Origin of the sequence: Paenibacillus sp. RC84, from assembly GCF_041260495.1 — a bacterium.
In the GTDB taxonomy this organism is placed as follows: domain Bacteria; phylum Bacillota; class Bacilli; order Paenibacillales; family NBRC-103111; genus Paenibacillus_F.
In genome coordinates, this window is the sequence record NZ_JBGBYL010000010.1 from 1 (window position 1) to 13,562 (window position 13,562).

At 54.4% G+C, this 13,562-nt stretch carries 6 protein-coding genes and 1 riboswitch; all 6 genes read right to left on the reverse strand.

Going from position 1 to position 13,562, the window contains the following annotated elements; translation table 11 throughout:
- Positions 1 to 150 precede the first annotated feature (150 nt).
- The 6 genes from ABH899_RS21560 to ABH899_RS21585 all read right to left on the reverse strand — a co-directional run bounded on the left by ABH899_RS21560 (position 151) and on the right by ABH899_RS21585 (position 13,557).
- Complete coding sequence (locus ABH899_RS21560) at positions 151 to 3,714, reverse strand: DUF5704 domain-containing protein (protein WP_370000868.1); 3,564 nt, start codon at positions 3,712 to 3,714, stop codon at positions 151 to 153.
- 23 nt (positions 3,715 to 3,737) lie between these two features.
- Positions 3,738 to 5,015, reverse strand: coding sequence for an S-layer homology domain-containing protein (locus ABH899_RS21565; protein WP_370000440.1), 1,278 nt, complete (start codon positions 5,013 to 5,015; stop codon positions 3,738 to 3,740).
- Positions 5,016 to 5,301: 286 nt separating this feature from the next.
- Complete coding sequence (locus ABH899_RS21570) at positions 5,302 to 6,708, reverse strand: NCS2 family permease (protein WP_009677212.1); 1,407 nt, start codon at positions 6,706 to 6,708, stop codon at positions 5,302 to 5,304.
- Positions 6,709 to 6,894: 186 nt separating this feature from the next.
- Positions 6,895 to 6,994, reverse strand: a riboswitch (purine riboswitch).
- 171 nt (positions 6,995 to 7,165) lie between these two features.
- Positions 7,166 to 8,710: a glutamine-hydrolyzing GMP synthase gene (gene guaA, locus ABH899_RS21575; RefSeq protein ID WP_370000442.1), complete on the reverse strand. Its 1,545-nt coding sequence runs from the start codon at positions 8,708 to 8,710 to the stop codon at positions 7,166 to 7,168.
- Positions 8,711 to 8,774: 64 nt separating this feature from the next.
- Positions 8,775 to 11,729: a DUF4129 domain-containing transglutaminase family protein gene (locus ABH899_RS21580; RefSeq protein WP_370000444.1), complete on the reverse strand. Its 2,955-nt coding sequence runs from the start codon at positions 11,727 to 11,729 to the stop codon at positions 8,775 to 8,777.
- Positions 11,716 to 13,557 (reverse strand): DUF58 domain-containing protein, encoded by a 1,842-nt coding sequence (locus ABH899_RS21585; RefSeq protein WP_370000446.1) that lies wholly within the window; start codon positions 13,555 to 13,557, stop codon positions 11,716 to 11,718. The genes ABH899_RS21580 and ABH899_RS21585 overlap by 14 nt, the downstream gene beginning before the upstream one ends.
- Between the last annotated feature and the right edge of the window lie 5 nt (positions 13,558 to 13,562).

Genomic DNA, 13,562 nt, shown 5'->3' on the forward strand with positions numbered 1-13,562 from the left:
TTTTCGCGGCGTGTTTCGTTGTTGCCGGCAAGAAGTAACTTTACCAGCATCCGACGTCTTTTGCAACAACCATTTTGTGGAAGCGGAAAAGAGCCGTGTTCCAGACTCTTTTCTCTGCCTCTTTTTACTTGCAATCGTGTACCTTAATGTCTAATGAGTACCGTTAGAGCCGAAATCATCGTAGCTTGAAAGGTCTCCATGATAAAAAACGACGTCTCCGTCCATCACCGGGAATGATTGTCCCTTGGTGTCGGTAACGCTCCCCGCGCCACCCTCCATCTGCCACTGGTTATTCAATGGGCCGTGGATATATTGCAAATATGGCCTGTTCACGTCTCTTCCCCGAATGCTTTCAATATTGAAATTCACGACGATGTAGCCATTCCGCAAAAAGACAGGCGACCGGTCGTCGAGCGTTTGTTTCCGGCCATAGACGGCGAGGTCGGTTCCTTTCGTTACGGTATAGACCGCTGCAGGCAGGCTGTACTCCCCGTACCATTTTTGATCGGAAGCGAGGGCCCTGGCTCTATCAACTCCAGCCGGAATGTTTTGCGTCTCCCCAATAAAAGTCCGCACTTGCTGGGGCAAAATGAGCCAATGATAAGTCCCCACCCAGGTCGGCTTGGCCGCTTTCTTTATATAGTCGGCCGTAAATGCCGCAAGGTTCGTGAAGGAACCCGGAGCCTGATCGAAAAGATACCCAGCCGTCTGCTCAAGCTCCAGTGCGCTCAAATTGCGAAGCCGGTCGTTTAATACGACAAAACGCTTTTCCTGGTCCTGCGGGGAACCTATACGAACAAAAGGCTTGTTATCGGCATGATAATACAAATCAACGGGCTGTCTTTTGCCGTCTTCATTAGAGATGAAATAGAACGCAGGCGTAATCCGCACACCATCGTCCGAACCGAACATATTGCCTTTGGTTTTGAGATCAAATTTGATATGATAGCCTGTTTTAACCGAAATGTTCTTAAATCCCGGTTCGGGGTGGCTTCCCGGATGAATCGGAAGGATGAAGGGATAGCCAGTCGGCCGCGGTTGACCGTCGATACCTTTTTCCCCTATCCAATATTTCGTTCCGGTGTGTGCCGCACTGCCTTTAGCCGTACGAAATACGTTTTCCCAATTATAATCTGCGATGTCCGTCACTTTAAAATCATAGAGACGTCCGATCACATCGACCGGAACTGTATCAGTGGCAACATGATTGATCAAGGTTAGGTTAGCCTGCGGTTCTGTCGTAAACGATACCGGAGCATTTTCCGCAATAGAGCGAAAAAGAACACTATAAGGACCTTCGTCGACCCATACAGGCATATAAAACGTTGCAGACAATTGCCCTAACGGAATGTCAATCCACGTATGCTTCGGTATAAATTTCATAGATGCGTCGTAAGTGTCAAACGGGAACCACACTTGTTTCTGCCTGGTGTACTTGGCATAATCACGAATTCCGTAACCCGGGATGCCGCGGTGCGGACCCGTTGTGGGTACGGTTACGCTAAAAGGACGGTCAAGGATTAGCGCGGAGCGGTCGTATGCAGGGGACGTTTTCTGATTATGCGCCTGATCGTCGGAAACCGAAGGCACCATAATGACCGGCGTGTAAACCGTGACGGGATTGATTCCGGGGATGTCGAAGGTTTTGTCCGCTCCTCCTTTAATGTTCCCCGGGAGAAGCGTGTACGCGATTGTTCCCGTTGTGGGCTGGGCCTGCCGATTGGCCAGTGTTTTGCTGATCGTGTAGCCGGTCCCGTAAAAAGTATCCGCACCTAACCTGGCAGGCTCCGGAATAGGCTTGGGCAGTGGAGCCGCGGCGTCGTGAATCCGGTTGTCCATAAGCGTGGCCCCGTCGAACACCAAAAGATCGTTGCTCACTTTGTTAGCGCCGACCGCAGCTTCCGCAGCAGCTTGATACAAGCCGGTCTCGTTCATAGGCGGGCCTCCGCCGGTACCCAAGTTTATGGAATTGCAATTCGAGGGTTGTACGTGAGAGGATACGTCGTCTTTATTTGTGCTTGTTATAACGGGAGGCGTGTAATTTTTAGCGTCCAAAGTAACCGAACCGCCATACCCGCCAAGAGCATAGTTGCTGACTCGCGCCTGCCCAGGCCGGTAAACTTCCAGATTATCGATTTGCCAGTAGCCGTAAGGACGCTTGACGGTCATCGTTTGAGTAACTGTCTGGCTCATGGGGATCGGAGCACCGGGCGGAGGAACGGGAACGGTCCATACATACGTCTTGGTGACGGGGACGTTGTAGGTGACCTCTCCGGTCATGTTGGTGAATTTGTTTTGAAAGAGGTAGTGGAGGCTTTGTACATTGGCGTAAAGGCTTTCGGAAGTGGGGATGCCTTCGAGGACGTTAAAGGTTTCGGCACCGCGCCTGTCGGCACGAAGCATTCCGCTTGTTTGGGGGTCCATGGAGTAACCGCTTTGTGTGAGGCCTTTAGCCGGCGGATTGATCACCGGACTGCATCCGTTGGTTCCTCCGGGAGGCTGGGGATTTCCCGTACCGGGGTTTCCTCCGCCTGAGGAGCCGCAATCTTTGACTGTTAGAGTCACCGATTTCTTCTCGTCCAGATGCTGAAGATCATCTTTGAAATGAGCCGTGATTTCCGTGGCTCCTACTGCTGCTTTCAGGGTGATTTTGCCGGTTTGGTCAATGACTGCGATGGAGGGGTTGGAACTGGTCCAAGTAAGTTTATCGTGTTTTTGGAGGGGCCAAGAGGTGCCGTCCGGCTTAGTCAATATGGCTTCCGCCTGCTGTGGAGAAGAGTCGGAGGTGCAGAATTCGGGCTTCGGGAGATTGATGACAAGGCCGGGGTCTGTCGTAACCGTAATTTCAGCAGCATCCGAGATGCGGTAATCGCCGTTATCCCAAGTAGCTCTTACCTTAACCTTGCCGGCCTTCTTTCCTTGAACTTGTCCGGAAGCATTCACAGTCGCGATAGTTTCGTCTTCGGATTTCCACGTGGTTTCGGTTGTTCGGGTGGCAACGTCATATTCCTTTCCCCAGTCACTCGCTCCCCAGTCCTTTGTTTTGACGTTTGCCTGGAGCTGAACTTTCTGACCCACGGAAATGGACGAGTCGGGTACTACGGTGATTTCTTTTTCCTCGTAGATGTCTCCTGCCCAGGTGATATCGACTGGGGTTTCGTACATAACGACTACCTTCGGGCAGCCATTCGGCCTCTTCATAAATTCTTTGTAGTCGGATTCGATAAAATCCATACCTGTATAGGTATTTAACAAAGCGTAACTATCGTTGATGATGTCGGGTTTTGATCCCGGAATGACGGGTTCATATGAAAATGCATCATGATATGTAACTTCATACAATCGAACTTTATCAACTTTATCACTTTGAATTGTTCTGCCGTTATACTCCCATGTTTGTGCTTTCCACTTCGATAAGTTTATATCATCTTCCATGGTTGATTTTATTGGGAAAGGACTGTCACAAACTCTATTCCACTCCACATCTTTTTGTTTCGTACCGTTTGAATAGTCGGCTCGGAATTTCCCGTTATCCAATTGGTACCAATATACTCCCGGATTAGCGGTCACATTTCCCGAAAGTGCTATTTTAGTTTTAGAACTCTTTGACGATTCAGGGGGTTCTAAGGCCCTTACAGTTTGGGTAGTCCAACATAAAATCAAAAGCAACTGCAATCCAATTATAGAAATAATTCTTATTAATTTTAGCTTCATCGTCACTTCTACTTTTCCCTTTCTTATTGTGATAAATATATCATTATAAAATCTTTATTATCTGCTGTTATGCTATAAGAAAGAGATGGTCGATTTTCAGGTAAAGTTGTTTGTAGCACTTGTGAAACCCAGAACAACTCATCTTTGCTGCTATTAAGAAGTTCATTGTTATTGCGGTTCGACAAGGTCTTTAAACTAAATTGATTAACATTCTCTCCTCGTAATCTAGTCGCTGATGTAATTCCATTCCCCATTGCATTACCTAGTTCTAAATTGCTTAAATCCTTTACATCAGATTGAACTGCAATTTCACTATACAAAATATACTTACCTATCTGATACTTCTCGACATTTTCAAGAAACATAGGCTTATAAATGCTGACGTTGCTGTCATTATCGGAATCCACAGCGATTACGCGGTTGATTTTCATTGTTCCGACGCCGCCTCGGAGAGAAATACTTTTGCCTCTTATAAAAGAAAAGTCACGAACTACGCCGTTATAATCCATCCCATACTTATACTTCGTTATAGTCGTCAAATTAGACCCTGTCAGCCCAACCTCTCTAAGCTCGTTAAGCCCCTTGTATTGTTCGGCTTTGCTGCCTTCCACCTCCATAAAACGCATCAAAATGGCGGAGACTTCCGCCCTTGTGGTCGCTTGGGCAAGCCGGAACGTGCTGTCTTCAAACCCGTCTACGATACCGGTACCCTTTACGAGCGCCACATAAGGAATCTGGTCGCTGGCAATACCTCCTTTGTAGGTTTCGGGAGTCGGCAGCAGGGTCCCCTTCGTGTCCTCCAACGCCTGTTTAAAGCTTACTTCCGATTGGGCGAGGCCCGTTGAAATCCATTTGATCATCTCGTAGCGCGTCAGTTCTTGGTCGGGTGAAAAGCCGTCCTTATAGTCCCTCAGGTCTATAAAGCCGAGAGCAGCAAGCTTGTTCACCTCCGCTTGGCTCCAGTGGTTTTGCAAGCCGGAAAGGGAACTCTCTGCCGCCGTAGTGTCCGTTTTCTGCTTTGTAGCCCGGTTCAGCATTGCCGCGAATTCGGCACGCGTAATTTTGCCGTCCGGGTGAAAGGTCCCGTCGCTGTACCCTTGTACCAGGTTAAGCTCGGCTGCCTTGCGGATGACCGTTTCAGCCCAGTGCCCTTCCACATCGCTAAAAGACTGGGCCGGAACAGCCGCGGCAAGCTCTGTCGTAAGGCCATCTGCTTTGGCATCCTCATGCAGGAGTATAGCGGCCGTCCCAAATAAAAGGGCAGCTCCCCAAATGCTTTTGTTTTTTCTGAGAAAAACCATTAAAAAACCTCCTTTTCACACGTTAAATAGTAGAAGCAGGCACAGCAAATAAACATAGAGAGTAAACCAAATAGCTTTGATTGGCACAGCAATGGAAGAGATAAAAATGACACGAAAGGAGTTAGAGGGACGAGCGGGAGGGGGAATGAGGAAAAACAAAGGCACAAAACCTAGTATATACGATCTATCAAATTTTGGAAATAGTGAAAATAAAATCAAGTAAATGACCACAAAAAAACCGGCCAGTCGGATTTAATCCGAGGCCGGTCCGGGACTTTTCAAACCATTAACCGCTCACGCCGATAAACACGTAGCGCGCGATAACGAGGACGAACAATACCCACATGAGCCAATGAATGCTGTGTTTCTTTTCAACGCGGCTGCTCAACTGAGAAATAACCGCCAGAATGACATAACCTACGATACCAAGAGAAATACCGTTGGCAATGCTGTAAGTGAACGGCATGAACGTGATGGTCAGGAACGCCGGAATCCCGATCACGAGATCCTGGAAGTCGATGTCACGCACCGACTGCATCATCAGAACGCCTACGACGATCAAGGCCGCGCCTGTCGCGGAACCCGGAATCAAAGCGATAATCGGAGCGAAGAACAGAGCGAGAATGAACAGGATGCCCGTTGTGAGCGAAGTCAGACCGGTACGGCCGCCTTCCGCAACACCGGCGGAGCTTTCCACATAAGCGGTTACGGTGCTGGTACCCAGCATGGCGCCGCCGCTCACCGCAAAAGCATCGACGAACATCGCTTTACCGACGCGTTTGTTGCCTTCTTCTTTGTTTTTCATGATGCCGGCACGGTTAGCCGTACCTACAAGCGTACCGAACGTGTCGAACATTTCGACGAAGGTAAAGGTCACGATGACCGATACGATGCCTACGCCCATAATACCGGCAAAATCAAACTCCCAGAAGTTAAGCTGGCCGAGATCCGGGATCCAAGGCGTCTGGGGATTGTTCAGCGAGCTCAGGTCAACGTATCCCATCAGAAGAGCGATAATCGTCGTGCCCAAAATACCGAACAAAATCGCACCGCGTACACGGAGCACCATCAGAATGGAAATCAGGACGAGGCCGATCAAAGCCATAATCACGTCCGGGCTTTTAAAGCTGCCCAGTTCAATAACGGTTTCGAAGCCCTTAAGCGGTGTAAACTGGCCTTTCGGAATATCGTTAACGGTTTCAGCCGCAATTGTCATAAGGCCGGTATTTTTCAACCCCACGATGGTGATAAAAAGACCGATCCCCACCGTAATCGCGTGCTTGATTCCGTCCGGAATCGCGACGAGCAGCATCTGCCGCAGTCTTGTAATGGTCAGAATGATAAAAATGATCCCCGAGATAAAGACGGCGGTCAGAGCCATCTGCCAAGTGATCGGGTTGTTGGTGGAAGCGGTGGATACCACGACAGTCGCAAAGTACGCGTTAAGTCCCATACCCGGCGCCAGAGCGACCGGAAAGTTCACGAACAGACCCATGGCGATGGTAAAAATACCGGCGGCCAGAGCCGTCGCGAGAAATACGGGATACCACTCCATGCCTGTTTTGCCGAAAGCGGTCAAGATGTTCGGGTTAATCACCAGCACGTAAGCCATAGCCATAAACGTGGTGATACCCGCCATAATTTCGGTCCGTACGTTTGAGCCGTTTTCCTTTAATCTAAAAAAACGATCCATTGCAACGAAATCCCCCTTAAATTGGATGAGAACAACAAAAAGCCCGGGCGACGTTGTATCACCTGGGCCGGTTGCAAGAAAGAGCGGCTCCCACGGTCATCGGTCACTTCCTTTGGAAATAAACTTCCCTAATTTGCCGGAGCAAATTCGCGATCGTCCATTTCAAAAAGAGGCGCCAAAGGCCGCTGGGCTGCACGTTCTTTTCGTAGCCAGATCATTACGGTGACCTCGTAGAAACTTCCGGGCCAATCCCCGGAATTATACGAAAAGCATTCAATTTTGTTATTCTTCTTCATTCTAGTAAGCGAATCGGATCTTGTCAATACGGAATAACGAATATTTAACTGGCAAAAAAGAGTTAATGTTCGGGATTTTTTCCATGTAAGGCGGAGAGGAACGGAGGCGATAAAAAAGGCCGGAGCCCTTTTCGGAAGGGTCCGGCCTTGCTCTTTTTATGCTATTCCCACTCAATTGTTGCAGGCGGCTTCGACGTCACATCGTAGACGATACGGTTGACGTTATCCACTTCGTTGACGATCCGTACGGAGATTTTCTCCAGGACATCCCAAGGAATACGCGCCCAGTCGGCTGTCATGCCGTCGATGGATGTAACGGCACGGATGCCTACTGTGTAAGAGTATGTCCGGGCATCGCCCATAACACCCACGCTCTTCATGTTAGGAAGAGCCGTGAAGTACTGCCAGATCTCGCGGTCGAGACCGGCTTTGGCGATCTCATCGCGAAGGATCGCGTCGGAATCACGGACGATTTTCAGCTTCTCTTCCGTTACTTCGCCGAGAACACGGATCGCAAGACCCGGGCCCGGGAACGGCTGACGCCAAACGATGGCGCCCGGAAGGCCGCATTCTTCGCCGACTTTGCGCACTTCGTCCTTGAAGAGCGCCTTAAGAGGCTCGACAAGCTGGAACTTCATGTCTTCGGGAAGTCCGCCTACGTTGTGGTGAGATTTGATTGTGTGAGCCGTTGCCGTGCCGCTCTCGACAATATCCGTGTACAGTGTGCCCTGAGCGAGGAAAGCGAAATCGCCCAGCTGTGCGGATTCTTCTTCGAAAACGCGGATAAACTCGTTGCCGATAATTTTACGCTTTTGCTCCGGATCGCTCACTCCGGCCAGTTTGCCGAGGAAGCGGTCGCGTGCGTCGATTTTGACTACGTGCATATCGAATTTGCCTACAAAGGTCTCCATCACGCTCTCGGCTTCGTCCTTACGGAGCAGGCCGTGGTCGATGAACATGCAGGTCAGCTGATCTCCGATTGCTTTGTGGATCAAAATGGCCACAACGGAAGAATCTACGCCGCCGCTCAGTGCGCACAGCACTTTACGGTCGCCGACTTGTTCGCGGATATCGCGGATCGTATCTTCGATGAAGCTTTCCATGCTCCAGTCGCCGGTACAGCCGCAAATATCGAAAATGAAGTTGCGGATCATTTCGTTGCCTTGCGCCGAGTGGCGGACTTCCGGGTGGAATTGGACGGCCACAATGTTTTTATCCGGGTGGCTCATCGCCGCGATCGGGCACGTTTCCGTGCTTGCGTCAAGAACGAATCCTTCCGGCAGATCGCAGACATGGTCCCCGTGACTCATCCAGACCACTTGCTTGGAATCCAGATTCTTCGCAAGACGGCTGTGAGACTGGAATTCAACTTCCGATTTGCCGTATTCGCGCGTAACGGCGCGCTCTACTTTACCGTTCAGCTGGTGCGCGATCATCTGCATGCCGTAGCAAATGCCCATGATCGGAATGCCGAGATCGTACACACCAGGGTCTACGACCGGAGAACCTTCTCCGTATACGCTGACAGGTCCGCCCGAGAAAACGATCCCTTTCGGGTTCAATTCGCGGATTTTGTCCGCTGAAGTATTGTAAGGGAGCAATTCGCTGTAAACGCCAAGGTCGCGAATGCGTCTGGCGATCAGCTGATTGTACTGCCCGCCGAAGTCTAAAACGACAATCAATTCGTGTGATTTTTGGATATCCATGGTCCGCCTCCTAGTATAATCTTGATCATTATATATAACAAAGGCGGATGAATCAAGGCATACCCTAGCCTTCGATCCGCTTCCAAAGCTCCAAAATGCGCCCTTTGCCGATAATCCCGGCGCCGCTGCGGTCATAGCGGACTTCCTCGTACAAAGCGGCAAATTCCTCCAGCGCCCGTCGCCGGCGGGGATCAAGTCCAGCGAGTCCCGCGACGTACTCGCGCAGCGTCTGCTGCGGGGCTAGGCGGCCGTGGCTGCGGAACACTTTCAGCCACAGCCGCTCCATCAGCGCCGTGCTGCCCGTGCCGCGGCGGAGCGCCGCGCTCTTGCGCAGCGGCGCCTTGGATGCGCGGCGCGGCCGGAAGCGCCGCAGCAGCCAGGCCGCGCCAAGCGCAGCGAGCAGCGCGGCCGAACCCCAGGCGGCCGGCGAATCGGCCGCCCGGGCAAGTGCGGGCAGCAGCTCCGCTGCCCAAGGGCCGGCCGTGTCCGCAGCGGCCGTCTCCTCTTCCGGCGAGGAGATGGCTGCGGGCACGGCCCCGGCTCCGGCGCCGGACGGAGCCGCGAAGCCGGGCGTCGGCTCGAAAGCGAGCCAGCCGGCGCCCGGGATGTACGCTTCGGCCCACGAGTGGGCGTCGCGGCTGCGGACGGTAACCGCCAGGGTGCCGTCCGGGCCGCGTTCGCCCGCTTCGCCGGGGGCGAAGCCTTTGACCCAGCGGGCGGGAATGCCCGCCGCGCGCAGCATCACGACCATAGCCGACGAGAAATGGTCGCAGTACCCCAGCTTGTCGACGAACAGGAAGTGGTCGACAAAGTCTCCGCCGGCGGCCGGGAGCGTCGGCTTGTCCATGCTGTAGCGGTACTCCGTGCGGAGGTACCGCTCCAGGGCGAGCGCCGCCGCGAGACGGTCCTGCCCGCTGCCGGCGGTCACGCGCTCCGCAAGGTCGCGGACGCGCTGCGGCAGCCGGTCCGGGAGCTGGAGGTACGCGGCGAGCTCGGCAGGCTCCGGCTCGGCAAGCGCAGCTGAAGCATGCGTGTTCCGCCCGGGGCTTCCGGCTTCCGCGCCTACGGTTTCACTACGGCTGCCGTTGCCTCCGGCAGCGGAAGTACGGCTATCAGCCGCCGCATTTACTTCGCTGCTGTCAGCTGTGCCGGATCGTTCGCCCGCGCTTCCCGTACGGTCGGCATTTGCACCATTTGCCTCGGGTCCGGGTCTGCTGACGGAACCCGCGTTTGTTTCGCTGCCGCTTACAGTGTCAGGATGCTCGCCTGCGCTTCCCCTGCCGCTGACGTTTGTGCCGCCGGCTCCCGGGCTGCCATTCGCTGCGCCAGAGTAGTCACCTGTGGTTCCCGTACCACCAGCGTTTCCACTACTATCACTTGAACCGGAACCGCCTCCTGCGGTCCCCATACCGCTGACATTTTCGTCCACAGCCCCATTCCCTCTACCATCTCCTCTATCCCCCTTGCCGTCCACACTGCTTCGCGATCCGCTTCTGATCTCGGCGTCGCTCACTGGCATAACCGGGAACGCTTGCGGGCCGGGATCGGGCATGGACCAGCCGCTGCCGAATGCAAAAGGCTTAACCGTCACGCGGTAGGATTGCAGCGGATCATCCGTCACGGGAAGGGCAGCTTTCCCGCTTTCGTTGTTCAGCCAGAGAGTCTCCGGCTTAACGGATTGGCCGGAAGTATTTTTGGCTTCTTCCAGCTTCAACACTTCACCTCCGGCAAACAGCTGCATCCCCAGCTGCCCCGAAATCCCTGTAACCTCCTGGGTGTAGGGACCTTTCACGGCTGCTGCATCAGTGGCTTTGCGATCGGCCGAAGTCATGTTACTTCCCTCCGCAGACTGTCCGTTACCGGCGGCCGCTCCGGCTTCTGCGGGCGACGCGCCGCCCTTAGAAACCTCACCTCTTCCGGCCGACTCCGTCTGCCCCGGCAAAGCCGGGAATGCCGGACGGAGCGTGCCGGAAGGCTGGGACCAGCCGCGCCCGTCATAGACGCTCTTGGCTTCCCCGCGCCAATACGCAAGAACCGGCGTCCGGGCGCTAAACACAACCCTGTTGTCTGAAATCAGCGCACCGCCCAGCACGGAATCATCGGCTCCGTATCCCGAAATTCTGAGGGAGGATGAGCCGTTTGCCTGGCCGGCGCCTGAACCCGTATGCCCGCGCGTGAGCGCAGCCCATTTGTCTGCGGCGGCGGACAAGCTCAGGGGCTTCATTTTTGCCGCTGATCCGGCTTCGCCCGCTGCCCAGGTACCCGCCGCATAGAAAACCGCTGCAGCAAGGACACTGATGCCCATCCACGGCAAAGCCCCCCCGCGGCCGGTTTCGGCGATGCCGAATTGTCTCCGCAGACGGGGAACGGTCAGGCCCGCAAGCAGAAGCAGGCCGAGCGCCCCGGTGCGGATCAAACCGGGCGTTGTATCGATGCCGAGGCCGACTTGGAGGAGCATCAAGTAACCGCCGGTTGCGGCTGCAAACCAGGCCCCGTTTTGACGGTGCAGCAGTAGTTGATGGGAGGCCGAAATAAAAGCGGCCGCACCGAACAAAAACAGCAGCGATTCAGTCAAACCGCTAAGTGCGCCAAGTTGACCGGATGCCATATAGTCGAGGTCAGTCAAGAACGTTTCCCAAAGTCGGACCGGCCAAGGGCCGAAAGGAAACAGCAATTTTTGAAACTGATAGCCCGAAACTGCGGCAATCCCGGCCAGCTTAAGTGTCCATAACAGCGTAAAGGAACGCACGCCGGCTGAAATCAGCAGAAAATATCCGAACATGACCGCATAAGGAGTGATGCCGAAAGGCTGGAATTCGGCAGAACCGAGAGCAAGCGGACTCAGCCATTCGAGCAGAAGCATATACCAGATCACAGTCAGCACAGCGTCCCGTATCCAGGAAATCTCCCCCTGTTTTTCGTTCTCAACGAGGCGTCCGGCAGCTTGGTTCCTTTCAGAATAAGTCCCGGAATCCGCTGCTTTATAGGGTGAAATAAGCGTTTTTTTAACCGATTGCATCTTCCGCCCCTCCCTCTTTCGGCTTCTCTTGATCTCCCGGGATGCTGTGAGGGACAGACGAATGCTCATTAAAAAAATCAGCGCTGCCGGATGACCGGGACACAACCCCCGGATAAGCGTTGCTGCCGGCCCTCTCCATCTCCTGAATTCCCTCGGAATTATCGGCGGAGGCAGAAACTTTCATTCGTTTCGCTTTATGTTTTTTCATGAAAAACGTTCGTTTGTTGACGGCGGAACCGGAGTTTTTCGCGCTTTGTCCGTACCCCGCGGCAGGCGCCTCGGCAGCCGTATCTTCCACGGCGGCAAAACAAGCCGCCTCCACCCCGGCTTCACGCAACACGGAGAGCCGTCTTTGCTCCTGAGACGTAAGCATGGGCGATTGTGAAACGTACACAATCTGCAGAGGCCGTCTTGCGGCAAGCAGTTCCATGGCACAGACTATCAGGGCTTCATCCAAACGTGAAGTCAGATAGAGCAGCGTAACGCCCGAGCCTCTGGAAGCATGCTCCTTGCGCAGCATGTGAATCCCTTTGCCTGTCTCGCCCCGGACGGCCGCCAGCAGTTCCAGAGGCGCGCTTGCAACTGGAGCCGAAGCGCCGTTATCCGGGTTAAAAGAGGGTACGCCCTGGAACACGGGAAAGCTGTACGGCTGCGCCGATTGAGCAAGTACAGCCCTTTCCCGGAAGGAGGTCCCCGTAACGACCCCGCCGGTTCCGGTATCCGGTTCAAGGACGGCGTAGGCGGCAAGACGGATCCGCTTCTCCAGCATGGCCTGTCCCAGACCACATGGGCCGGATGCCGAGTGCTTGCCGCGGATATGTTTGCTTTTGCCGAAAGCGAGTCGGCGGCGGTCTGCTTGCGGATGTTCATTCGTTCTAGCCGGGTAGTTCCGGTCTGCCGAATTTGGAACTAATGTCCCGGTCGGGCTGCCGAGCTTCTCACCCTGGCCGCTTTCCCCGGACCTATCGCTCTCCCTGCTCGTTCCGTTCCAGCCTTTCCTCCCGTTCTTGCCTTTTTTTGCGCTGCTTGCACTTTTCCCGCCTTTCGCGCCCTTGCCCGCCGAATGCACGCATTCGCACCCGGTGTCCGCTCCCCCGCAGCCCGGCTCCGTGTCGAGCACGATAATCCGGGACGGTTTAACCATCCCGGAACGTACCTGCGTCTGCAGCGAGCCTGTACGGGCGGTCGCTTTCCAGTCGATCCATGACATGGGATCTCCCTCGGCATAAGCCCGTATGCCGGCAGACACGCCGGTTGTACGGAGGTGCCGGGACGGTTTCCCGCGGCTTTCGCTTTCCGTACCCGGCACCCCGCGCAGCCCGAATGATTCAGGCGCTGGGTAGACCGTGAAGGCGGCTTCTGTTTTCACGACGCGCCTTTTGGTGAACAGCCCGAACAAATCCCCGCAAAGCAGTTCTGTGCGTTCCAAAACATACTGTCCCCGGCCTACATCTTCCAGTCTGTATGAAAGTGAGACAGTCGGCGCGGTCCAGGGAAAACAAAGCAGCGACTTGCAGCTGCTCTCTTCCCGTCCCTCATGCACCCAGTGCTCGCGGACCACCATCCAGCATACGGGCAGCAGGGAGCGCTGAGTCACTTCAAGCTTCACTTCCGCGTTCTGACCCGCAAAAAGCCGGGGCGCCCCGAGCCTGCGGGAAACCTCCGCCCCGTTAAGCGTGAAGAAAAGGACGGAAGCGCCGGAGACCGCATTCGCCCAGAGCAGGCACTCGATGATCAGAGGAGCCAGTCCCCCGGCAGCGAGGTAAAGAACGTGCGCCCCTACCGCTCCCGCGACCGTTCCCGCCAGATTCAGCCAAGTTTTCATCATGGCGT

What these genes read in the sequence shown, in the direction of transcription:
- ABH899_RS21580 (WP_370000444.1), bottom strand. Translation starts at nt 11,729, where the DNA reads ATGCAATCGGTTAAAAAAACGCTTATTTCACCCTATAAAGCAGCGGAT.
- ABH899_RS21565 (WP_370000440.1), bottom strand. Translation starts at nt 5,015, where the DNA reads ATGGTTTTTCTCAGAAAAAACAAAAGCATTTGGGGAGCTGCCCTTTTA.
- ABH899_RS21585 (WP_370000446.1), bottom strand. Translation starts at nt 13,557, where the DNA reads ATGATGAAAACTTGGCTGAATCTGGCGGGAACGGTCGCGGGAGCGGTA.
- guaA (WP_370000442.1), bottom strand. Translation starts at nt 8,710, where the DNA reads ATGGATATCCAAAAATCACACGAATTGATTGTCGTTTTAGACTTCGGC.
- ABH899_RS21570 (WP_009677212.1), bottom strand. Translation starts at nt 6,708, where the DNA reads ATGGATCGTTTTTTTAGATTAAAGGAAAACGGCTCAAACGTACGGACC.
- ABH899_RS21560 (WP_370000868.1), bottom strand. Translation starts at nt 3,714, where the DNA reads ATGAAGCTAAAATTAATAAGAATTATTTCTATAATTGGATTGCAGTTG.